The sequence below is a fragment of the Caballeronia sp. LZ029 genome (assembly GCF_031451275.1).
In the GTDB taxonomy this organism is placed as follows: domain Bacteria; phylum Pseudomonadota; class Gammaproteobacteria; order Burkholderiales; family Burkholderiaceae; genus Caballeronia; species Caballeronia jiangsuensis.
The window spans coordinates 443028-464396 of the sequence record NZ_JARUXO010000004.1; the positions used below are offsets into that span (position 1 = coordinate 443028).

Sequence of the window (21369 nt, forward strand, 5' to 3'; positions counted from 1 at the left end):
GCCATGTTCAACAAAATACTGATTGCGAATCGCGGCGAGATCGCATGCCGTGTCGCGGCGACGGCGAAGCGTTTGAACGTCGGCAGCGTCGCCGTCTATTCCGACGCGGACGCGAAAGCCAAGCACGTCGATGTCTGCGACGAAGCGGTGCATGTCGGCGGATCGGCTGCATCGGAGAGTTATCTGCGCATCGAGCGCATCGTCGATGCCGCGAAGAAAACCGGCGCGCAGGCGATTCATCCGGGCTACGGCTTTCTGTCGGAGAACGAGGACTTCGCCAACGCGTGCGAGAAGGCGGGGCTCGTTTTCATCGGACCGCCCGTCGATGCGATTCGCGCGATGGGTTCCAAGGCGGCCGCAAAGGCGCTGATGCAATCGGCGTCCGTGCCGCTCGTGCCGGGTTATCACGGCGACGACCAGGACGCTTCGCTGCTTCAGCGCGAAGCGGACCGCATCGGCTATCCGGTGCTGCTGAAAGCGAGCGCGGGCGGCGGCGGCAAGGGCATGCGCGTCGTCGAGAAGAGCGAGGACTTCGCGGCGGCGCTCGCATCGTGCAAGCGCGAGGCGGCGTCGAGCTTCGGCAACGATCGCGTGCTGATCGAAAAGTATCTGCTGCGCCCACGTCACGTCGAAGTGCAGGTGTTCGCCGACAAGCACGGCAACGCGGTCTATCTGTTCGATCGCGACTGTTCCGTGCAGCGTCGCCATCAGAAGGTGCTGGAAGAAGCGCCCGCGCCGGGTCTGAACGATGAAACCCGCCGCGCGATGGGCGAAGCCGCGGTTGCGGCGGCGCGCGCGGTGGACTACGTCGGCGCGGGCACGGTCGAATTCATCATGACGCAGGACGGCCAGTTCTACTTCATGGAGATGAACACGCGTCTCCAGGTCGAGCATCCGGTGACGGAGATGGTGACCGGGCTCGATCTCGTCGAATGGCAACTGCGCGTGGCGGCGGGCGAGCCTTTGCCGCTCAAGCAGAACGAGCTGAAGGTGCACGGCCACGCGATCGAGGCGCGCATCTACGCGGAAAATCCGTCGCGCGGCTTCCTGCCGTCGACGGGCACGCTCAAGCACGTGCGCATGCCGCACGCGGTGGAGTTTTCGATCGACGGCGACGTGCGCGTCGATAGCGGCGTGCGTCAGGGCGATTCGATCACGCCGTTCTACGATCCGATGATCGCGAAGCTGATCGTGCATGGCCGCGACCGCCGCGATGCATTGGCGCGCATGGCGCGCGCGCTGGCGGAATGCGAGATCGTCGGGTTGTCGACGAACGTCGAGTTCCTGCAGCGCATCGTGAAGAGCGAGCCGTTCAGCGCGGGCGATCTCGACACGGGCCTGATCGAGCGTCATCACGATGCGCTCTTCGCGCCCACTCACGTTTCACGCAACAAGGGGCTTGCGCTCGCGTGCGCGGCGCTGCTCACGCGCGAAGGCGGCGAGGCGCATGGCCAGTCGCCGTGGGATGCGCTGTCTCACTGGCGCATGGCGGGCGGCTATAGCCAGGATTTGAACTGGCGCGCGCTCGATACGGACGAAACGCTGAAGGTCGTCTTCACGAAGAACGGCGAAAAGCGTCTCACGCTGAACGACAAGAGCGCGCGCTTCGACTGGTCGCACAGCGGCGCGACATCATTCACGGTCCAGCTCGACGATGCGCTGATCAAAGGCCACGTCTTCACCGATGGCGACATCTTCCACGTCTTCCACGAAGGCGCTGCGTTCCAGTTCGAGTGGCAGAACCTGATGGCCCACGCGGGCGATGCCGAGCACGAAGGCCGTCTGACCGCGCCGATGCCGGGCAAGGTGATCGCGGTGCTCGTGGAGACGGGCGCGACGGTCGAGAAGGGCGCGCCGCTGATGGTGATGGAAGCGATGAAGATGGAGCACACGATCGTGGCGCCTTCGTCGGGCAAGATCGGCGAGATTCTCTTCGAAGTCGGCGATCAGGTCGCCGACGGCTCGCAGTTGCTCGTGCTGGAGGTCGAGCAGGCGGCTAGCGCTTGACCTTGGCGGGCGCGCCGAGCAGCGTCTCTTCGCTCTCGGTGCGCACCAGAATCTCCACGCGGCGGTTCAATGCACGGCCTTGCACCGTGTCGTTGCTGGCGATCGGCCGCAGCCACGCCATGCCTTTCGTCGCGATACGCTCGGCGGGCACGCCGCGCGCGATCAGCGCCTGCCCGACCGCCTGGGCGCGCGCATCGGAAAGCGTGTGGTTATAAGCCAGCGTGCCCTGGTTGTCGGTGTGGCCTTCGATCAGAATCGGCCGCATGCTGCGCTTCAATACTTGAGCGGCGCGATCGAGCATCGGCGAATAGCCCGCGCGGATGCTCGATTCGTCGGTATCGAAGAGCGGCGCCTCGGGCAGCCGCATCTCCACGCCCCCTTTGACCGGCAGCATCGTGATGCCGTTTTGCGCGTTCAACCGCTCTTCATTCGACCGGTTGAGACCGGTCGAGCATCCGGCGAGCCATATCAGCGACAGGCATGCACCCGCCATTGCGCGCGAGGTTTTTTGCTTCATTTGCAAGATCCATCCTTCGATGCCGAGTCTCGATTATAGGGAGCGCCAAACGTGCCTTTTGTAAATAAAGTTGCTTGACTGCGCGCATCGAGTGGAATGATTCGTGCGTGATTACAATTCTGGCGAACGATTCATGTTTCGCCACCAATCGAACATCACGAAGAAGGACCATTCACTCATGCCGATCCAACCGCGCAACGACCCGAGCCCGGACTCATCCGAGCGCACCCGCAAGATGCAGCGCACGGCGTCCGCGGTGCTTTACGCGGTGCTCGTGCTGGTCGCGCTCTATACGGCGCGCACCTTCATTCCGGCCGTCGTATGGGCGAGCGTGATCGCGATCGCGCTATGGCCCGCGTTCGGCTGGCTCGAACGTCGGCCGATGTTCAAGCGGCATCACAATCTGCTCGCGGTCCTGCTGACGGCGGCGATCGGCCTGCTGTTCGTAGTGCCGTTTTTCATCGTCGCGGCGCAGACGGTGAACGAGGCGCGCGACATGATCCACTGGTTCCACGAAGTGCTGCGCACCGGCATTCCGATGCCCGCGTTCATCGAGCATCTGCCGATGGGCTCGCAACAGGTCGGGCGCTGGTGGCAGGAGAATCTGGCGACCCCGCTCGAAGCGTCGCCGGCGGTGAAGAACCTGCACAGTGCGACCGTCGTCGCGATGACGCGGCACTTCGGCGGGCGCGTGGTCCACGGCGTCGTCATCTTCGGCTTCATGCTGATGACGCTCTTCTTCGTGTTTCTGGCGGGCTCGAAGCTCGGCGAACAACTGCTCGCGGGCTCGCGCCGCGCGTTCGGTCCGGATGGCGCCGCGCTCGTGCGGCGCATGGCCGAATCGGTGCGCAGCACGGTGGTGGGGCTCGTCGTCGTGGGGCTGGGCGAGGGCGCGCTGCTCGGAATCGCCTATGCCGTCACGGGCGTGCCGCACGCCACCTTGCTCGGCATGCTGACGGCCGTCGCGGCGATGCTGCCGTTCTGCGCGCCGATCGTGTTCCTAGGTTCGGCATTGTGGCTGCTCGCGCAGGGCTCGATGGTCGCGGCGATATGCGTCGCCGTGTTCGGGATGATCGTCGTGTTCGTCGCCGAGCACTTCGTGCGGCCGGTGCTGATCGGCGGATCGGCGCGGCTGCCGTTTCTGCTCGTGCTGTTCGGCATTCTCGGCGGCGCGGAAACCTTCGGGCTGATCGGGCTGTTCATCGGCCCGGCGTTGATGACGATTCTCGTCGTGCTGTGGACGGACTATGTCCTCGACCGGCGCTAGCGCGATTCAGACGCGTGAATCAGCCGCGTTCCTGCACGCATACCCAGGGCGAAGTGACGACCGCCCACAATTGCGGATCGCGCGCGGCGAGATCGGCAGCCGTTTCGGCCTGCATGCGCTCGACCAGTCCGGCTGCGAGCCATTGCGTGACCTGTTGCGTGTCGTCGGTGGCGACGGCTTCCGCGACGCTCACGAGATCGAGATCGCGCTTCACCCAGATGAGCTTGCCTTGCGCGAAGAAGCGCTCCAGTTCGGACCAGCCGATCTGGGCGGTTTCACCGAGGAGCTTGACGTAGAGCGGGCTGGGCGTGGGAGCGTCGGACATGGGAGAAGGCGCAGAAAAGACTAAAGGCGACCGACACTATAACGCAGTGCCGGACGCCCTTCGTTTCAAACGACTGCTGCGAGAAAGCTTTACAGGTCGAAGAACACCGTCTCGTTCGGGCCGCGCAGATGGATGTCGAAGCGATAGATCGTGCCCGACGAATCCGGCTTGGCCGATGCGCCCGCCTCGCGCTTCGCGATCAGCGTATGACGGCGCTCGGCCGGCACGCTTTGCAGCACGGCGTCCTTCGCATTGGCTTCGGTTTCGTCCTCGAAGTAGATGCGCGTGTAGGTATGCAGCAGCATGCCGCGCATCAGCACGATGACATCGAGGTGCGGCGCGCAATCGTCGGCGGTTGCGCCCGGCTTCACCGTATCGACGATAAAACGCAGTTTCGGGTCCGTGCCCGTGCCCACGCGGGCGAAGCCGCGAAAGCCCGACTCGCGCGCTTCCTGCGCGCTCTGCACATAGCGGCCATTCGCATCGGCCTGCGCGACTTCGATCAGCGCGTCGTTGACGGGCTTGCCTTCGGCGTCGAACACGTTGCCGACGACGGCGATATGCTCGCCTGGCACTTCACGATCCGCCGCCGATGCGGTGAAGAGGCTCTTCAGATCGAAGTTGTATTGCTCGGGAACGAGGCCGTAAGCGAAGTACGGTCCGACGGTCTGCGATGGGGTCTGTTTCAGCGTGGTCATGTTCGATTACTCCGTCGGCGTTTGATCCGGGCCGCGCAGCACGATGTCGAATTCGTAGCCGAGCGCGTAGTTTTCCTGCGTCGTGTCGATCGAGAAGGACGACACGAGACGCTTGCGTGCCTGCTCGGGAATGCCCTGATAGATCGGATCGAGGTCGAGCAGCGGATCGCCGGGGAAGTACATCTGCGTGACGAGACGCGAGCCGAAGTATTCGCCGAAGAGCGAGAAATGGATGTGCTGCGGACGCCACGCGTTCGGGTGATTGCCCCACGGATACGCGCCCGGCTTGATCGTCATGAAGCGATAGCGGCCTTCGTCGTCGGTCAGGCAGCGGCCCGCGCCGAGGAAGTTCGGGTCGAGCGGCGCATCGTGCTGGTCCGCCTTGTGGACATAGCGGCCCGCGGCGTTCGCCTGCCACACTTCCACGAGCGTGTTGCGCACCGGACGGCCGCCTTCGTCGAGCACGCGCCCCGTCACGATGATGCGCTCGCCGAGCGGTTCGCCGTTTTTCGCGGCGTTGCGGGTGAGGTCGTTGTCGAGCACGCCCAGATCGTCAGCACCGTAGACAGGCACGCGTCGGTTGCGCAGATTTTCCTTCAGCGGAATGAGCGGCAAGCCCGGGCTGCGCAGGATCGACGACTTGTAACCCGGCGACAGATACGCGGGATGGGATTCCCAATCGCGCGGTGTGAGGATGGGGGAGGTCATGTCGACTGTCTCCTGTATTTGGAAGTTGAATAGGATGTTTCTGACGGCTACTTTATAGAACGACGCAAGTTATGGAAAATGATGTTTCGTGCCATCTTGCATAACGGATCGTCATGGATACCGACTTCACCAACACCCGCGTCAAGTTCAGGCATCTGCAATGTTTTCTTGCCGTCACGCAACTCGGCAGCGTGCAGCGCGCCGCCGATAGCCTGTCGATTACGCAGCCCGCGGTGTCCAAAACCATCGGCGAGCTCGAATCCATTCTAGGCGTGCGGCTGTTCGAGCGTGGGCGGCGCGGCGCGGTGCCCACGCGTGAGGGACGGCTTTTCGCGCCGCACGCGAGCGCATGCGTCGCGTCCCTGCGCGAGGGCGTCGACATGCTCCTGCGCGAACGCGGCGACATGCCCGGAACCATCGCGATTGGCATTTTGCCGACGGTCGCGCCGGTGCTGCTGTCGCCCGCGCTGATGTCGTTCCGGCAGCAATGGCCGGCGGTGTCGCTGTCCGTCTGGACCGATTCCAACGCGCTTTTGCTGGAGAAGCTGAAGGCGGGCGACGTCGATCTCGTGGTCGGGCGGCTGTCGGAGCCGGAGGCGATGCACGGGCTGTCCTTCGAGCAGATTTATCGCGAGCCGCTCGCGGTCGTCGTGCGCCGCGAGCACCCGTTGACGCTCGAAACGCCGCTCACGCCCGCCTTGCTCGCGCGCTTCGTGATCGTCGTGCCGCCGTTCGGCACGTTGATCCGGCAATCGGCTGAAAGCGTGCTGACGGCGTTCGGCGCGCATGCGTTGACGGCGCTCGTCGAAACCTTGTCGGTGTCGCTCGGGCGCTCGCTCGCGATGAACAACGACGCCGTGTGGTTCGTGCCCGCCGGCGCGGTCGAGCAGGACATCGCCCTCGGGCTGCTCGCTGCGCTGCCGATGCCCTTCGCCGGCACCGACGAGCCTATCGGCCTGATTCGCCGCAACGACGCCGCGCGCACGCCGGTGGAGGAAACGCTCGTCGATGCGCTGCGTGAAGCCGGCCGATCACGCGCCAGGAGCAAATGACCGCAGATGGCGAGCGGCGCGCAAGTTGCTGAAGCAGCATTTACCGCGCAGGTTTTGCGCGAAAGAAATACTATGACAAAAGCGGCGGGTACGAAGTGACTGCAACAAACGGCGTCGGCGGCGGTCACATCCGAGGTTGTCCGCCGCCTCCGTCGTGAACGTCCCGCCCCACACACGCGCCGCACTCGAACATGTTCGCAAGATGAAGACCGTACTGCTCGTCGACGACGACCCCGACACCATCGAAGCCTGGACCCTCTGCATGCAAGGCGAGGAGTGCACCGTCTTGTGCGCGTTCGACGGTAACGGAGCGTTATCGATACTCGGAGAACAGAGGGTGGACATCGTCGTGTCCGACTGGATGATGCCCGGCCTCGGCGGCGCGCTGCTCTGCCAGACGATGAAGAACGACGCGACGCTCGCGCACATTCCTTTCCTGATGATTTCGGGGCATCCGAATCCGCCGGCGTTCGTCAGCTACGACGGCTATTTGCGCAAGCCCGTCGACATGGAGACGCTGATTTCGGCGGTCAATCGTTTGTGCGCCGCGAAGAAACGGCCTTTGTATTGAGCGGCGACTAGCGCAGTTCCGCCAGCGCCACGTCCATCTGGGACTGCGCGAGGCGGTTCAACTCCTGCGGGATCTGGCAATCGAGCGGCAGGCAGGGCGTGACGATCACGCGGATATGCCCGCCACGATCCGGCCAGCCCTTCGCGGGCCAGACCTTGCCCGCGTCATGCACGACGGGCACGACCGGCACCTTCGTCGCGCACGCGAGGCGCACGCCGCCCGACGCGAGCTTGAGCGGCGCATCGTGCGCGACGCGCGTGCCTTCCGGAAAGATCACCACCGAATCGCCTTTCTCGAGCCGCGCCGCGCACTCGCGTGTCACGGCGGCGTGCGCCTGACGGATCGAGCCGCGATCGAGGCTCACCATGTCGAGGCCGCCCAGCACCCAGCCGAAGAACGGAATGTTCATGAGTTCGTGCTTGAACACGAAACTGATGCGCCGGGGAAAGAGCGCCATGAACGAGAGCGTCTCCCAGGTCGATTCGTGTCGCGACAGAATGATGCACGGGCCTTCGGGCAGATGCTCCAGCCCTTCGATCGAGCACGTGACGCCGGTGATGACGCGCATCATCACGACCATCGCGCGGCACCAGAGCTTCGCGAGCCGGTAACGCCCGTTACGCCCGACGAACGGAAAGAGCGGCAGGATCAGGATCGACCAGACGATGCCGCTGCCGAGCAGATACGTTGCAAAGAGCCACTTGACGAGGGTGCGTCGCATCGAAATTCGTGAGATGACAAGTGGATGACGAACATCCGGAATCCGCAAGCATAGCGTATCGGGCGAAACGCACCGGGCGATCATTTCGCGCCATGCGATGTCATCGAAGCGATGCAACAATGGAGCCCGATGAAGCCTATTCAGCAAGGAAGACGCAATGGACAATCAATCGCCGGTGCAGTTCGACGAAGGCATGCTCGACGTGGGCGACGGTCACTCGATCTACTGGCGCGCGCAAGGCCCGCGCGAGGCGCCCGTGATGCTCGTCGTGCACGGCGGCCCCGGCGGCGCGATGAACGTGAAATGGGCCGAGGTGCTCGAAGCGGACAAATGGCGCGTCGTGTTCTTCGATCAGCGCGGCTGCGGCAAGTCCACGCCGTTCGGCAAGCTGGAGGCGAACGGCATCGACGCGCTCGTCGGCGACATGGAGACGCTGCGCGTCGCGTTGAACATCGAGCAATGGGCGATCTTCGGCGGCTCGTGGGGCACGACGCTCGGTCTCGCATACGGCGTCGCGCATCCGGAGCGCTGCACGGGTTTCCTGCTGCGCGGCATTTTTCTCGCGCGGCGCGAGGATATCGACTGGTTCCTGTGGGACGTTCGACGCGTGTTTCCCGAAGCGCATCGCGCGTTTCTCGATGCGATCGAGGCGGCGTGCGGCGAGCGTCCTACGAATGCGCAGGAAATCCTGCGGATGACCGAAGCGCCGCTCGCGCGTTTCGACGAGGCGGGTACGCGGCTCGCGCGCGCGTGGACGCACTACGAGACCACGCTGTCCGTCGTCAACAAGCCGGAGAAGGAACCGGCCGAGGAAGAGAAGCGCCCGAGCGCGGAAGCGAACTCGGCCGCGATCTCGATGGCGCTCCTCGAGCGGCACTACATGGCGAACGAACTGCCGCCGGTGCCGCTATTGCCGCTCATCGCGCGTATCGCGCATCTGCCTTGCCGGATCGTGCATGGACGCTTCGACATGGTGTGTCCCGCCGATCAGGCACTGGACCTCGCCGCGCGCTGGCCCGGCGCGGAACTGGCCGTCGTGAATGCGGCGGGGCACTGGACCTTCGAGCCGGGCAATCTCGCGGCGCTGCGCGCGGGCGCGGCGGCGCTTGCCAGTGCGATCGCGCAGGCGAAAAGCGCTACCGCCTGACGCTCAGAAAATCGCGGGCGCGGCTTCGGTCAGCTTGCGCCAGTCGAGGTCCGCGCCGATCACGACCGGCCTTGCGGCGTGCTGCGTCGCGATCGTGAGCGTCACGCAAAGCGACGTGCCCGTCACGGAGAGATAAGGCGCGCTCGTGATCACCTGCTGCGGCTTCGCGTGCGCATCGACGAAATACGGGCGATTGTCCCAGCGCCCGGTCGATGGATCCGCGATCGGCGCAAAGCGTTCGCTCGGCGCGATCGCCGCGGCGCCGGCGAGGCCCGGCATGAACTCGCGGCCGCCCCGATCGAGGAAGAAGCAACTGAGCGTGCACGGCAGCGCGAGCAGATCGGCGCAGGCGGATTCGGTCGTCGCGCCCGATGCGAAGCGCCGCGCGGCCTGCGTGAGCCCCGCGCGATAGGGCAGCAAGAGCAGGTCGCCCGCAAGGCGCTCGGTGCGCCGCGTCTGGGCGAGCGTGTCGAACACGTCTTCGAAAAGCGGCGTCGCCACGCCGCGTTCGGCGAGTTCCGCCGATGGCATGCCGAACAGATAGCCCTGCACGAAATCGACGTTCGAGCGCGCGGCGAGCATCAGATCCTCGCTCGTCTCGATGCCTTCCGCGACCACGAACATGCCCGACTCGTGCAGCAGATCGACGAGCTTCGGCATCAGCGCGTCGCGCATGTGGGCGCTCTTGGTCCGCACGAGACTGCGATCGAGCTTGACGATGTCCGGCCTCAGCGTGATCAGCCGGTCGATGTTGGAATGCCCCGCGCCGAAGTCATCGACCGCGACGAGAAAGCCCTGTGCGCGAAACGCGTGCGTGGCGCGCGAGATTTCCTCGACGTCCGTGCCGCCCGATTCCAGCACTTCGATCACCAGCCGCTCGGGCGCGAGTCCCGCTTCGCGCGTTGCAGAGGCGAGCCGCGCGGCGTAGCCCGGATCGGTGAAGGTCGCCGGATTGATATTGAGGAACAGCCACTGCGCGGCAGGCAATATCGACGCCGCGTTGCGCAGATGCGTGAGGTGACTCATGCGATCGAGCTCGGTCAGCGTGCCCGCGACGATCGCCCGCCCGAAAAGATCGAACGGTCCGACGAGCGCGCCGCCGCCCGCATCGCCGCGCAACAGCGCCTCGTAGCCCACCTCGCGTTGATGCGGCAGGCTGTAGATCGGTTGCAGATGCGTGCGCAGCGCGATGCCGTCGACGATCTCCGTGTGTCCGGTCGCCACGTTCAGGCGCGGGTGGAGAGCGTGCGGGAAGCGTGCGCCGGCGGACGAATGCGCAAGGGAGCAGTCAGGTCGATTAACGGCACGGCAGTCACGCGTTTCGGTGGGGATGTGCGCAATATCGGCCGGTCGTGCGCAAACTTGAGCATCGGAGTCGTTCGGATGTGAGGAACGCTTCGGCCGTGTCCGGTTTGCCGCAAAGGCCCGCGCGACCTATCTTTGTTGGTGCGATGCTACGATCCGCCTGCAACTTAAGCCGGGCCGCGCCCGTCGAAAGCTGCAACGAACCCCTAGAGAGAGATATGGCGCAACAGAAAACCAATCCCAAACTCGAGCAGGCGCTGACGCGTGGCGATCTCGCGATCCGCCAGGCCAACTCGGGCCGCGCCACCGCCGTGCTGCGCGCGCTCGGCAAGATGATCGTGGAGGCGTCGGCGACGATCGGCGTCGAGGCGCACGTCGTCATTCACGACGGCGACAAGATTTACGATCCCGCCGACGGCGTGTGGCCGCAGCAGTTGCTCGTGTCGCTCGATGGTCCGGTCGAAGACAACGATCCGGACGAGATTCGCACGATCACGCTGCTCGCCGATACCCCCGCGACGATTTTCCGCTGCGAATGGCAACGCGCCGACGGCAATATCGGGCGACAAGAAGGCCGTCCGCTCGCGATGGTCGCTTTCATTACCGACGTGGATATTCCCTGGCTCGACGAAGACGACTGATTTTTTAATCCGTTTTGGCGGATTTCACACAGTCGACATGATTATGTTGTGATAGCGCGGGCGTCTTTTCAAAAGAACGCCCGCCTTTTTGTTTCGGCTTTTCCAGCGGTTTTAAATCCCATTCCCCGCGTGTTCGGCGTTTCGCACTTTCTGCGAAGAAAAAGTGTAAGCAAACGTTACCAGTTACTCTTTCTAACGTATTTTCCAGCGTTTACGCGATGCTCCACGAGGGTTCTGCGAACGCTATTCTCCTGATTGTCTCTCGCGTCGCCTGGTGGCTGCTCGCCCTCGTTCTTTCACTTTTGATCGGGCTCGCATATTCCTGTACGGCATATGGATATGTGGTTTTCGGCGGCTGCCGGCGACTGTTTTCCGCCGTTTAGAAGCTTTCTTCCACTCCTTTAGCCTGAAATTTGCTGAGAAACAGTGGCAAGCGCGCACCCCGTTATTTGACTTCGTGAGAGGCTCGTTTCGCCCGTGTAAGGAACCACTACAAAACCTCCTCGACACGCGGCACCTTTCCAATCGCCAAGAAAAAATGGGGTTTACAAATGGAACGTCTGAACCTTGCCACCAATGCCGCCGCTAACCAAACCGAATCGGCGGTTCGCCCAACTCTCACGGTCGTGCCCGCACTTCAGAAAAGCGAGCGCATGCCGTTTACTATCCGTATCGTCAAAGACGATGCTGGATTGCAAAAAGCCGTGAGCATCAGACGTTCGGCCTATGGGCGGCATCTGCCCGAATTCGCCGACAAGATGACGATCGAGCCTTCGGACTGGGATCGTGGCACGGCTGTACTTCTGGCGGAATCGAAGCTGGACGGCGCGCCGCTCGGCACCATGCGCATTCAGACCAATGCGTACGGTCCGCTCGCGGTCGAGCAGTCGGTGCGTCTGCCCGACCATCTGGCGACGAGCCGCCTCGCGGAAGCGACGCGTCTCGGCGTCGCGGGCGGGATGGTGGGCCGCGTAGTCAAGGTGGCGTTGTGCAAGGCGCTTTGGATGTTCTGCGAACTGCACGGGATCGATTACATGGTGATTACGGCGCGTACGCCGCTGGATCGGGAGTATGAGGCGATGCTCTTCAAGGATGTTTTCGGCGTAAATGAATTCCTGCCGATGTCGCATGTGGGCGGATTGCCGCATCGCGTATTGGCAAAAGACGTCGCCGCGGCACGTCAGCGCTGGGAAGAAGCCCGTCATCCGCTCTTCAATTACATGGTGCACACGCATCACCCGGATATCGATTTGCATTCTGTAGATTTATCTTTTGACTGGGAACCGGTACGATGCCCGGAAGCCCCGTTGATGGCTTACGGCAGGTGAAAAAGGCACGATCGTATTCAGGAAGGTAAAAGCGAATAACCGGATCGCAAAGCGATCCGGTAGGCCAAAAAGCGGCGGCGCACGGGGTTCTTCGGGCTCCGCCGCTGTCTGCGCCGGCGTATTTCGCGCTGGGCGCAAACGGGGGTTTTTCCAGGTATGGCGTCGGTTATTCCAGCTTCCTTATCGAGATTCAGACGCACGGGCTCGTGGATCGACGACGCGCTGTATGCAGTCGCCGTTTACGCCGTGCCGATTCTGATTTTGCTCGGTACGATCGCGACGCTCTATTTCCTGCCGCGCCAATATGAAACGCGCGGCGCGGTTCCGCTCGCACTTCACGTCGTCGCCGATAAAAGCGGCAACATGACGCCCGCCGATGCGCTCGACGCGCTGCAAGGCGCGGCGCCCGTTTCCCGTTACAGCACACGTCTTTCCGAAAAGCCGGTCTGGTTCAGTTTCACGACGCCGAGCATGAGCGCGGAATCGTCGACGGTCGTCGAATTGCCGTCCCGTCATGCGCAAACGCTTGCCTGCTGGAACGCGAAAACGCTCGCGCCGCTCGGCCAGGCGGATCGCGAAGGCGTGACCGGCGAAATGCGCGTGGTGAAGGCCGGCTTCTCCATTCAGGTCGGCCGTATCAAACAGGCCGAGAATATTCTGTGCCGCGGCACGTTTTCCGGTCCCGCGCAAATCAATGCCTACGCGTGGGAATGGCAGGGCTTGCGTAATTCGGCGCTCGACTTTCAGGAAAGTTCGGGGCTGATTGCCGGCGGTTTGCTGACGCTCGCGGTGTTCGTCTTCGTCACGGCGCTCATCAATCACGAATGGACCTACGTGATTTTCGCCGTGTGGCTCGTCGGCAATCTGCGCCTGTGCGCGAACGCGATGGGCTGGGACATGCAATGGCTCGGCCGCGTGCTGCCGTCGGACTTCATGCAGCCGTTGCGGCAATTCACCTTTGCCGCCTATTACCTGCTGACGGCCGCGCTATTCCAGCAGCTTTTCCGGCGCGAGTTGCGCGTGGTCGGTTATCGCTGGCTGCTGCGCGTGATCCAGTATGTCGGCATCGTGCTGCTCGCGGCCGCGTTCGCGCTGCCGTATGCGCTGTTTATTCCGACACTGTGGATCATCGCGGGCTTCGGCATCTGCGTGCTGCTGTTTTTTCTCGCGCGGCTCGTGTGGATGGCGCGCTCGCGCACCGTGCTCTGGTATGTCGCATCGCTCGGCGTGGTGCTGTTCTCGACATTCTCCGAAGTGCTCGGCGCGGCCTTCGGCCTGAAGGTGCTCGTCGGCGGCGTGAATACGGTGATGGCCGCGTTGTCGTCGAGCATGATGGCGGCTTTCGCGATCGCCGAGCAGATGCGCGCCGAACGCGATTTCCGCCGCCAGGCGCAGATGGAATTGCGCAATACCTACGAAGTCACGCCGATCGGCCTCTTCACGCTCGACGCCGACGGTCACTTCGTGCGCGCCAATCCCGCGTTGCGCGCGATGCTCGATCTGCAAAAGACCGACTACAAGGTGCGGCACTGGAACGACTATTTCGAGGCGGGCGCGTGGGGCGCTTTGCAGGCGCTGGCGTCGAAGGGCAGCGACGGCGAACTCGAAATGGGCGGCTCGCCCGAGCGCGGCACCGGCGAGCGGCGTTATCTGTTGAAGGCGATCCGCTCGAACGGATGGATCGAAGGCTCGCTGCAGGACACGACGGAGCGCTCGAAGGCCGTCGAGCGGCTGCGCTTTCTCGCCGAACACGATTCGCTGACCGGTTCGCTGAATCGCCGCGGCGTCGAGAAGGCGATCTCCGCGCAGAGCGAAGAGACGCTGCCGTGGGCGCTGGCCTACGTCGATCTCGACCGCTTCAAGCTCGTCAACGATCTCTTCGGCCATCGCAGCGGCGACGAAGTGCTGCGCCAGGTCGCGGCGCGCACGCGGGCGCACTTCGCGCGCAGCTACCCGGTCGGGCGTATCGGCGGCGACGAGTTCGTCTGCGTGATGCACGACACGTCGATCGAAGACGCCATCGCGCAATGCCGCGAACTCATTTCCATTCTTTCCGACGCGCCGTATCAGGTCGGCAATCGCGCGTTCCAGGTGAAGGCGTCGATCGGTCTCGTCGAATGCTCGCGGGGCGTGCGCGTGCAGGACGCGCTTTCCCACGCGGATCGCGCGTGCCGCGAAGCGAAGAAGGTCGCGCATACGCATCTCGTCACGTATCGCAAGGGCGCGGCGGCGTTCGAGGAGCGCGCGGAGGAACTGAAGCTCGTCGAAACGCTCGGGCGCAATCGCCTGCCGCCGGGTCTTTTCCTCGTGATGCAGCCGATCATGTCGCTGTCCGCGCCGACCGAATCGCTCAACTTCGAAGTCCTGCTGCGCATGCGCGCACCCGACGGCGCGACGCTGCCCGCGGGCAAGGTGATCGTCGCGGCGGAGGAATCGGGCAATATCGCGGCGATCGATCGCTGGGTCATTTCGACGCTGCTCGACTGGATCGAGGTGCATCAGCAGCAACTCGGCAACACGCAGTTCATCTGCGTGAATCTCTCGGGCGGCTCGCTCAACGACGAGCAGTTCATGGAGGACATCTTCGCGCTCTTCGCGGCTCATCAGTCGATCGTGCACTACCTGTGTCTGGAGATCACGGAAAGCGTCGCGCTGCACGATCTGGAGAACACGCAGCGCTTCATCGCGCGCGTGCACGACATGGGCGGCAAGATCGCGCTCGACGACTTCGGCGCGGGCTACACGTCGTTCAAATATCTGAAGGCGCTATCCGCCGATGCGCTGAAGATCGACGGCGAGTTCGTGCGCTCGATGTGCGCGCATCCGGCCGATATCGCGATCGTCGAGGCGATCGTCGCGCTCGCGCGCAATCTCGGGATGCGCAGCGTCGCGGAATGGGTGGAGGACGTCGATACCTTGCGCGCGTTGCAGGAGATCGGCGTGGACTACGTGCAGGGCTTCCTGGTCGCGCGGCCGCAGGACAGCTCGGCGATTCTCGCGGCGAGTTCGGCCGCGAGCTTCGTGAAGGATCCGGAAGTGATCAGTTTCGTCGAAGGTCTTTCGGAGCCGGTTCAGGCGACCGTATTCGATTACGAATGGCACGCGCGCGCCTCGGGCACGCACTGAGCACGGCGCGCGCTCAAACCGTCTTCATCTCGCTCAACACCTTCGCCGCCGCAATCGGGATGCGCGTGTCGTCCCATTGCGCGAGCCACTGAATCTCCTTGCGCGTGAAATACCCGGCGTGATTGCGCAGCGCGAATTGCAGCGAATCGACGATGTGATCGCGAATGATCTGCGGCGCGTTCTCGTCCTTGACGATCGCGTGGAGGGCTTCGAGTGTGCTCATGTGTGTTTGTCGGTGATGACGGTTCCCGTCGAACATAACCGACTAAAAATCGCGACAAAAATCGACCTGCATCGCCGCGCGGTGCAAGGAAAGGCGCTTGCTAAAATCGTCCCGGATGTCTTTACTAAATAAAAACACTGGATTTAATCGAACGGGGACGAACACATGATCGATGTACGGCGCGCCCGAGCGTCCCGAGAGGCCCGCGACGATGTCTGAGCGGCCCGCGCGCAAAGCCTCGGCGCATTCCGTCGGTTCGAATCAGCTCGGCATGCGCCAGTTCAACGAGCGCATCGTGCTGCAGGCGATCCGGCTTCACGGCGCGCTGCCCAAGGCCGATATCGCGCGCATGACGCGCCTGTCGATGCAGACGGTTTCGCTGATCGTCGATCATCTGATCGAGGACGGACTGCTCGCGAAGGAGCCGCGTTCGCGCGTGCGCGGACGCATCGGTCAGCCGTCGGTGCCGATCTCGCTGCGCGCGGACGGCGCGTTTTCCATCGGCGTGAAAGTAGGGCGGCGCAGTCTCGACGTGCTGTCGATGGACTTCGCCGGCAACGTGCGTACGCGCGAAACGCTCGAATATCCGTATCCCGATCCGCATACGCTCTTTCCCGCGCTGGAAGAGCGGCTCGCGCGCGTGGTCGGCGCGCTCGGCGACGGCGCGCGGAAGATCGCGGGAGTCGGCGTCGCGGCGCCGTTGTGGCTCGGCGGCTGGCGCGACTTCTTCGACACGCCGCCCGATGCGCTCGCGGCGTGGGACGACATCGACATCCGCGAACGCATCGAAGCGATGACCGCGCTGCCCGTGGAATTCGCGAAGGACACGACGGCCGCGTGCGCCGCCGAGCTCGTGATGGGTCAGGGACGCGGGCTGCGCAACTTCCTGTATGTGTTCATCGGCACGTTCATCGGCGGCGGTCTCGTGATCGACGGCCGCTTGCACGCGGGGCCGGGCGGCAACGCGGGCGCCATCGGCTCATTGCCGCTGATGAAACGCGGCAAGGGCCAACGCGCGGGGCAATTGCTCGATACGGCGTCGGTGTATGTGCTGGAGAAGGCGTTCGTCGCCGCGGGCGCGCCGGCCGCCGCCGCGCACGACGAGCGCGCGTGCTCGCCGGCGTTGCGCGAGCTATCGGACGCGTGGATGCGCGAGACGTGTCCCGCGATCGCGACGGGCATCGCAGCGTCGGCCGCGCTGCTCGATCTCGAAGCCGTGGTGATCGACGGCGAGATCGACCGGACCTTGCTGCGCGAGGTCATCGGCCGCACCGATGACGCGCTCGCCGCGTTCGACTGGCAGGGCATGACGCGCCCGCGTCTCGTCGAAGGGCAGATCGGCCCCGACGCCCGCGCGATGGGCGGCGCGATCCTGCCGCTTTATGCGCATTTCGCGCCGAAGCACGAGCTTTTCCTCAAGCCGCTGGAAACCTGAGTTCAGTCCAGCGAGAGCCGCGCGGCGAACGCGAGCAGCGCGGCGGAAAACGTCCAGCGCTGCACGGTCTGCGCTTTCGGATGACGGCGCAGCCAGCCGGAAATCCGCACCGCGCCCGCCGCCAGCGTGAGGTCGAACATGACGCCGACCGCGACCAGCACGACGCCCAGTTCCAGCACCTGCGACCAGACCGGACCGGACTCCGGCCGCACGAATTGCGGCAGCAGCACGGAGCAGAACAGCAGCGCCTTCGGATTGAGAATGCTGCTCAGAATGCCTTTGGCGTAAGCCGAACGCAGCGTGGATGCGGCGGCCTGACCGGGCGTCGCTTCTAGGCCGAATGCGGGCGAGCGGAAAATCTGGATCGCCACATAAGAGAGATACAGGCCGCCCGCGATGCGCACGCCATCGTAGAGCCACGGCGCGCTGCGCAAGAGCGCGGCGACGCCGAGCGCCGACAACGTCACATGCGTCGCCCGCGCGGTGGCGAGCCCGGCGGCGACGGCGAGACCGTGCCGGAAACCGCGCGAGCCGCTCGTCTGTAGCATGAGCGCCATGTCCGGTCCCGGCAGCGCATAGACGACCGCCAGCGCGCCGATGAAAACCCAAAGTAAGTGTGCCGAGACCATGATTCGCTCCTGTTTCGATGGCTACATCGTGCCATTTCGGATGGAGCGTTTTCTGGCCTTTTTCATCAGTTTCATCTTTTGGATTGCGGCTTTCCCCTAGAATAAATTGAAAATGAAGAGGAAAGCGCCATGACCGAAATCGATCGAATCGACCGCGCGATGCTCGTCGCGTTACAGCAGGACGGACGCATGTCCGTCGCGAAACTCGCCGAGCGCGTCGGCCTGAGCGAGACGCCGTGCGCACGCCGGCTCAAGCGTCTCGAAAGCGATGGCTATATCGAAGGCTATCGCGCGGTGCTGTCGCGCAAGGCGCTGGAACTGGGCGTCGTCGCCTTCGCGCAGGTGCGCTTCAGCGTGCACGATCGCGCGCTGTCGGATCGTTTCGAACGCGAAATTCAGGGCATTCCGCGTATCGTGTCGTGTCACAACATTTCGGGCACGGCGGATTATCTGCTTCAGATCGTCGCGCGCGACCTCGACGAATACGGCGTCTTCATGCGCGACGTCCTGCGCACCTTGCCGGGCGTGACGGCCGTGGAATCGATGCTCTCTTTGCGGGAACTCAAACGCGACGGCGGTCTGCCCGTACCGTGACGATTGTCTATACAAGGATGGCGCGAGAGCCACACGACGGCTTCGGGATTCCCCTAATACACCCTAAGTTGTATATACAAGAACATGAGAACCATTCGATGCGAGCCATCGCTCGTGTCCTTCGACTCTCTCTTTTCTTGATGCGCAGGAGCATTCGTGACTTCATCTTCCCGTTTTCGCGACACCGAGATCCGCGCGCCGCGCGGCACGCAACTCAACGCCAAGAGCTGGCTGACCGAAGCGCCGCTGCGCATGCTGATGAACAATCTCGACCCCGAAGTGGCCGAGAATCCGAAGGAGCTGGTCGTGTACGGCGGCATCGGCCGGGCGGCGCGCGACTGGGCGTGCTACGACAAGATCGTCGAGACGCTGAAACGCCTCGAAGCCGACGAGACGCTGCTCGTCCAGTCGGGCAAGCCGGTCGGCGTGTTCAAGACGCATGAAAACGCGCCGCGTGTTCTCATCGCGAATTCGAATCTCGTGCCGCACTGGGCGAACTGGGAGCACTTCAACGAGCTCGACGCGAAGGGCCTCGCGATGTACGGGCAGATGACGGCCGGTAGCTGGATCTATATCGGCAGCCAGGGCATCGTGCAGGGCACGTATGAGACCTTCGTCGAAGCCGGACGCCAGCATTACGGCGGCGAACTCAAGGGCCGCTGGGTGCTCACCGCCGGTCTCGGCGGCATGGGCGGCGCGCAGCCGCTCGCGGCGACGCTCGCGGGCGCGTGCTCGCTGAATATCGAATGCCAGCAGAGCCGCATCGACTTCCGTCTGAAGACGCGTTACGTCGATGAACAGGCGACCGATCTCGACGACGCCCTCGCGCGCATCCAGCGCTATACGTCGGAAGGCCGCGCGATTTCCATCGCGTTGTGCGCGAACGCGGCGGACGTGCTGCCGGAGCTCGTGCGCCGCGGCGTGCGTCCGGACATGGTCACCGATCAGACGAGCGCGCACGATCCGCTCAACGGCTATCTGCCGAAAGGCTGGACCTGGGCGCAATATCGCGACCGCGCGCAAAGCGATCCGGCGGGCACGGTGAAGGCCGCGAAGCAATCGATGGCCGAGCACGTTCGCGCGATGCTCGCGTTTCGCGAACAGGGCGTGCCGACGTTCGACTACGGCAACAATATCCGCCAGATGGCCAAGGAAGAGGGCGTCGACAACGCGTTCGATTTTCCGGGCTTCGTGCCGGCCTACATTCGACCACTCTTTTGCCGCGGCGTCGGGCCGTTCCGCTGGGCCGCGCTCTCGGGCGATCCGGAAGATATCTACAAGACCGACGCAAAAGTGAAGGAGCTCATCGCCGATGACGAGCATCTGCATCGGTGGCTCGACATGGCGCGCGAGCGCATCAGCTTTCAGGGCCTGCCGGCGCGCATCTGCTGGGTCGGGCTCGGCCTGCGCGCGAAGCTCGGCCTCGCGTTCAACGAGATGGTGCGCAACGGCGAGTTGTCGGCGCCGGTCGTGATCGGCCGCGATCATCTGGATTCCGGCTCGGTCGCGAGTCCGAACCGCGAAACCGAAGCGATGCAGGACGGCTCGGACGCGGTGTCCGACTGGCCGCTCCTGAACGCGCTGCTGAACACGGCGAGCGGCGCGACGTGGGTATCGATTCACCACGGCGGCGGCGTCGGCATGGGCTTCTCGCAGCATTCGGGCGTGGTGATCGTGTGCGATGGCAGCCACGAAGCCGATGCCCGCATCGCGCGCGTGCTGAACAACGATCCGGCGACGGGCGTCATGCGTCACGCCGATGCGGGTTACGACATCGCGATCGAATGCGCGCGCGAGCAAGGCCTCGATCTGCCGATGATCACCAAGTGATGAAAAAGCTCTGGCAAAACTGCCACGCCGCAACCATGGTCGGAGGCAAGTATTCGATCATCGAAGACGCGGCGATCCTGACCGACGGCGCGCGCATCGACTGGATCGGGCCGCGCGCGGCGGCGCCGGAGATCGGCGAAGGCGAGCGTGTCGATCTCGAAGGCGCGTGGCTGACGCCGGGCCTGATCGACTGCCACACGCATCTCGTCTTCGGCGGCGATCGGAGCGGCGAGTTCGAGGAGCGGCTCGAAGGCGTGAGCTACGCAGAGATCGCGGCGCGTGGCGGCGGCATCGCGAGCACCGTGCGCGCGACGCGCGAAGCCAGCGAAGAGGCGTTGTTCGAAGCCGCGAAACAACGCGCGCTCGGCATGATGCGCGAGGGCGTGACCGCGCTCGAAGTGAAATCCGGCTACGGGCTCGATCTCGCTAACGAACGCAAGATGCTCGCCGTGGCGCGACGTCTCGGCGATGCGCTGCCGCTCACCGTGCGCGCGACCTGCCTCGCTGCGCATGCGTTGCCGCCCGAATACGCGAATCGCGCGGATGACTACATCGCCTATGTGTGCGATGAGTTGCTGCCGGCGCTCGTCGAAGAAGGTCTCGTCGATGCCGTCGATGCGTTTTGCGAGCACATCGCGTTTTCGACGCAGCAAGTCGAGCGTGTGTTTCGATGCGCGCGCGATCTCGGCGTGCCCGTGAAGCTGCACGCCGAGCAGTTGTCGTCCTTGCATGGATCGTCGCTTGCGGCGCGCTATCGAGCACTGTCGGCGGATCATCTCGAGTACATGACCGAGGATGACGCCATCGCGATGGCGCAGTCCGGCACCGTCGCCGTGCTCTTGCCGGGCGCGTTCTACATGTTGCGCGAAACGCAGTTGCCGCCCATCGATGCGCTGCGGCGGCATCGCGTGCCTATTGCGCTCGCGAGCGATCTGAACCCCGGCACGTCGCCGGCGCTTTCGTTGCGTATGATGCTCAACATGGGATGCACGCTGTTTCGCATGACGCCGGAAGAAGCGCTCGCCGGCGTGACGATCCATGCGGCGAACGCGCTCGGATTGCAATCGACGCACGGTTCGCTCGAAGCAGGAAAGGCTGCGGATTTTGTCGCCTGGCGAATCGGCAGGCCTGCCGAGCTTTCGTATTGGCTCGGCGGCTCGTTGCCGAATCGCGTCGTGCGTGGCGGTGCGGAGATCGATTTCGAGCGCATCGTGCGATAAACAAAACGCCTCGTCCGGGTTCGGA

Annotated in this window: 20 protein-coding genes; 12 read left to right on the forward strand and 8 right to left on the reverse strand. The window is 64.1% G+C overall.

Features of this window, described 5'->3' with window-relative positions; all coding sequences use genetic code 11:
• Positions 1-3 precede the first annotated feature (3 nt).
• Positions 4-2007, forward strand: a complete 2004-nt coding sequence (locus QCE73_RS27970; protein ID WP_309884504.1) for an acetyl/propionyl/methylcrotonyl-CoA carboxylase subunit alpha — start codon at positions 4-6, stop codon at positions 2005-2007.
• Here QCE73_RS27970 and QCE73_RS27975 read toward each other — a convergent pair.
• Positions 1997-2524, reverse strand: coding sequence for an OmpA family protein (locus QCE73_RS27975; protein WP_309884505.1), 528 nt, complete (start codon positions 2522-2524; stop codon positions 1997-1999). The two genes, QCE73_RS27970 and QCE73_RS27975, sit on opposite strands and share 11 nt — an antisense overlap.
• A 178-nt stretch (positions 2525-2702) precedes the next feature.
• On the opposite strand from QCE73_RS27975, the gene QCE73_RS27980 reads away from it, so the two are divergent.
• On the forward strand, positions 2703-3791 hold the full coding sequence (locus QCE73_RS27980) for an AI-2E family transporter (protein WP_309884506.1): 1089 nt from the start codon (positions 2703-2705) through the stop codon (positions 3789-3791).
• A 19-nt stretch (positions 3792-3810) separates the two neighbouring features.
• On the opposite strand, the gene QCE73_RS27985 is transcribed toward QCE73_RS27980, so the two are convergent.
• The 3 genes from QCE73_RS27985 to pcaH all read right to left on the reverse strand — a co-directional run bounded on the left by QCE73_RS27985 (position 3811) and on the right by pcaH (position 5522).
• Positions 3811-4116 carry a DUF2288 domain-containing protein gene (locus tag QCE73_RS27985; RefSeq protein WP_035501429.1) on the reverse strand — a complete coding sequence of 102 codons (306 nt, stop codon included), beginning with the start codon at positions 4114-4116 and terminating at the stop codon, positions 3811-3813.
• Between the two features lie 89 nt (positions 4117-4205).
• A complete protein-coding gene (gene pcaG / locus QCE73_RS27990) occupies positions 4206-4814 on the reverse strand; it encodes a protocatechuate 3,4-dioxygenase subunit alpha (RefSeq protein WP_309884507.1) in 609 nt (202 codons plus the stop codon).
• 6 nt (positions 4815-4820) lie between these two features.
• The gene (gene pcaH / locus QCE73_RS27995; protein WP_187605129.1) at positions 4821-5522 is read right to left on the reverse strand and encodes a protocatechuate 3,4-dioxygenase subunit beta; all 702 of its coding nucleotides are present in this window, start codon (positions 5520-5522) and stop codon (positions 4821-4823) included.
• A 113-nt stretch (positions 5523-5635) separates the two neighbouring features.
• On the opposite strand from pcaH, the gene pcaQ reads away from it, so the two are divergent.
• Both pcaQ and QCE73_RS28005 read left to right on the forward strand, forming a co-directional pair.
• A complete protein-coding gene (gene pcaQ / locus QCE73_RS28000; RefSeq protein ID WP_035501433.1) occupies positions 5636-6574 on the forward strand; it encodes a pca operon transcription factor PcaQ in 939 nt (312 codons plus the stop codon).
• Between the two features lie 202 nt (positions 6575-6776).
• Positions 6777-7145 (forward strand): response regulator, encoded by a 369-nt coding sequence (locus tag QCE73_RS28005; protein WP_255503662.1) that lies wholly within the window; start codon positions 6777-6779, stop codon positions 7143-7145.
• Between the two features lie 7 nt (positions 7146-7152).
• Here QCE73_RS28005 and QCE73_RS28010 read toward each other — a convergent pair whose 3' ends face one another.
• Positions 7153-7866 carry a lysophospholipid acyltransferase family protein gene (locus QCE73_RS28010; RefSeq protein WP_309884508.1) on the reverse strand — a complete coding sequence of 238 codons (714 nt, stop codon included), beginning with the start codon at positions 7864-7866 and terminating at the stop codon, positions 7153-7155.
• 157 nt (positions 7867-8023) lie between these two features.
• Here QCE73_RS28010 and pip point away from each other — a divergent pair, with 157 nt between their 5' ends.
• A complete protein-coding gene (gene pip, locus QCE73_RS28015; RefSeq protein ID WP_309884509.1) occupies positions 8024-9013 on the forward strand; it encodes a prolyl aminopeptidase in 990 nt (329 codons plus the stop codon).
• Between the two features lie 3 nt (positions 9014-9016).
• Here the strand turns inward: pip and QCE73_RS28020 are convergent, their stop codons facing one another.
• On the reverse strand, positions 9017-10237 hold the full coding sequence (locus QCE73_RS28020) for an EAL domain-containing protein (protein WP_035501437.1): 1221 nt from the start codon (positions 10235-10237) through the stop codon (positions 9017-9019).
• Positions 10238-10536: 299 nt separating this feature from the next.
• On the opposite strand from QCE73_RS28020, the gene QCE73_RS28025 reads away from it, so the two are divergent.
• The 3 genes from QCE73_RS28025 to QCE73_RS28035 all read left to right on the forward strand — a co-directional run bounded on the left by QCE73_RS28025 (position 10537) and on the right by QCE73_RS28035 (position 15413).
• The gene (locus QCE73_RS28025) at positions 10537-10959 is read left to right on the forward strand and encodes a hypothetical protein (protein WP_035501438.1); all 423 of its coding nucleotides are present in this window, start codon (positions 10537-10539) and stop codon (positions 10957-10959) included.
• Positions 10960-11510: 551 nt separating this feature from the next.
• Entirely contained in the window at positions 11511-12287 is a 777-nt protein-coding gene (locus QCE73_RS28030; RefSeq protein ID WP_035501440.1) for a hypothetical protein, read from the forward strand.
• A 156-nt stretch (positions 12288-12443) separates the two neighbouring features.
• On the forward strand, positions 12444-15413 hold the full coding sequence (locus QCE73_RS28035; protein WP_309884510.1) for an EAL domain-containing protein: 2970 nt from the start codon (positions 12444-12446) through the stop codon (positions 15411-15413).
• Positions 15414-15426: 13 nt separating this feature from the next.
• On the opposite strand, the gene QCE73_RS28040 is transcribed toward QCE73_RS28035, so the two are convergent.
• Positions 15427-15636, reverse strand: a complete 210-nt coding sequence (locus QCE73_RS28040) for a hypothetical protein (RefSeq protein WP_035501443.1) — start codon at positions 15634-15636, stop codon at positions 15427-15429.
• A 211-nt stretch (positions 15637-15847) separates the two neighbouring features.
• On the opposite strand from QCE73_RS28040, the gene QCE73_RS28045 reads away from it, so the two are divergent.
• Positions 15848-17071 (forward strand): ROK family transcriptional regulator, encoded by a 1224-nt coding sequence (locus tag QCE73_RS28045; protein WP_309884511.1) that lies wholly within the window; start codon positions 15848-15850, stop codon positions 17069-17071.
• A gap of 2 nt (positions 17072-17073) precedes the next feature.
• Here the strand turns inward: QCE73_RS28045 and QCE73_RS28050 are convergent, their stop codons facing one another.
• A complete protein-coding gene (locus QCE73_RS28050; protein WP_309884512.1) occupies positions 17074-17700 on the reverse strand; it encodes a LysE family translocator in 627 nt (208 codons plus the stop codon).
• Between the two features lie 129 nt (positions 17701-17829).
• Between QCE73_RS28050 and QCE73_RS28055 the strand changes: the two genes are divergently transcribed.
• The 3 genes from QCE73_RS28055 to hutI all read left to right on the forward strand — a co-directional run bounded on the left by QCE73_RS28055 (position 17830) and on the right by hutI (position 21344).
• The gene (locus tag QCE73_RS28055) at positions 17830-18294 is read left to right on the forward strand and encodes an Lrp/AsnC family transcriptional regulator (RefSeq protein ID WP_035501445.1); all 465 of its coding nucleotides are present in this window, start codon (positions 17830-17832) and stop codon (positions 18292-18294) included.
• 156 nt (positions 18295-18450) lie between these two features.
• A complete protein-coding gene (gene hutU / locus QCE73_RS28060) occupies positions 18451-20124 on the forward strand; it encodes a urocanate hydratase (RefSeq protein WP_187605119.1) in 1674 nt (557 codons plus the stop codon).
• Positions 20124-21344, forward strand: coding sequence for an imidazolonepropionase (hutI, locus tag QCE73_RS28065; RefSeq protein ID WP_309884513.1), 1221 nt, complete (start codon positions 20124-20126; stop codon positions 21342-21344). Before hutU ends, hutI begins: the two co-directional genes overlap by 1 nt.
• Positions 21345-21369: the final 25 nt, after the last annotated feature.

Excerpts from the sequence above, each read along its gene's own strand:
- QCE73_RS27970 (WP_309884504.1), top strand. The coding sequence starts at position 4 with ATGTTCAACAAAATACTGATTGCGAATCGCGGCGAGATCGCATGCCGT.
- QCE73_RS27975 (WP_309884505.1), bottom strand. The coding sequence starts at position 2,524 with ATGAAGCAAAAAACCTCGCGCGCAATGGCGGGTGCATGCCTGTCGCTG.
- QCE73_RS27980 (WP_309884506.1), top strand. The coding sequence starts at position 2,703 with ATGCCGATCCAACCGCGCAACGACCCGAGCCCGGACTCATCCGAGCGC.
- QCE73_RS27985 (WP_035501429.1), bottom strand. The coding sequence starts at position 4,116 with ATGTCCGACGCTCCCACGCCCAGCCCGCTCTACGTCAAGCTCCTCGGT.
- pcaG (WP_309884507.1), bottom strand. The coding sequence starts at position 4,814 with ATGACCACGCTGAAACAGACCCCATCGCAGACCGTCGGACCGTACTTC.
- pcaH (WP_187605129.1), bottom strand. The coding sequence starts at position 5,522 with ATGACCTCCCCCATCCTCACACCGCGCGATTGGGAATCCCATCCCGCG.
- pcaQ (WP_035501433.1), top strand. The coding sequence starts at position 5,636 with ATGGATACCGACTTCACCAACACCCGCGTCAAGTTCAGGCATCTGCAA.
- QCE73_RS28005 (WP_255503662.1), top strand. The coding sequence starts at position 6,777 with ATGAAGACCGTACTGCTCGTCGACGACGACCCCGACACCATCGAAGCC.
- QCE73_RS28010 (WP_309884508.1), bottom strand. The coding sequence starts at position 7,866 with ATGCGACGCACCCTCGTCAAGTGGCTCTTTGCAACGTATCTGCTCGGC.
- pip (WP_309884509.1), top strand. The coding sequence starts at position 8,024 with ATGGACAATCAATCGCCGGTGCAGTTCGACGAAGGCATGCTCGACGTG.
- QCE73_RS28025 (WP_035501438.1), top strand. The coding sequence starts at position 10,537 with ATGGCGCAACAGAAAACCAATCCCAAACTCGAGCAGGCGCTGACGCGT.
- QCE73_RS28030 (WP_035501440.1), top strand. The coding sequence starts at position 11,511 with ATGGAACGTCTGAACCTTGCCACCAATGCCGCCGCTAACCAAACCGAA.
- QCE73_RS28035 (WP_309884510.1), top strand. The coding sequence starts at position 12,444 with ATGGCGTCGGTTATTCCAGCTTCCTTATCGAGATTCAGACGCACGGGC.
- QCE73_RS28040 (WP_035501443.1), bottom strand. The coding sequence starts at position 15,636 with ATGAGCACACTCGAAGCCCTCCACGCGATCGTCAAGGACGAGAACGCG.
- QCE73_RS28045 (WP_309884511.1), top strand. The coding sequence starts at position 15,848 with ATGTCTGAGCGGCCCGCGCGCAAAGCCTCGGCGCATTCCGTCGGTTCG.
- QCE73_RS28050 (WP_309884512.1), bottom strand. The coding sequence starts at position 17,700 with ATGGTCTCGGCACACTTACTTTGGGTTTTCATCGGCGCGCTGGCGGTC.
- QCE73_RS28055 (WP_035501445.1), top strand. The coding sequence starts at position 17,830 with ATGACCGAAATCGATCGAATCGACCGCGCGATGCTCGTCGCGTTACAG.
- hutI (WP_309884513.1), top strand. The coding sequence starts at position 20,124 with ATGAAAAAGCTCTGGCAAAACTGCCACGCCGCAACCATGGTCGGAGGC.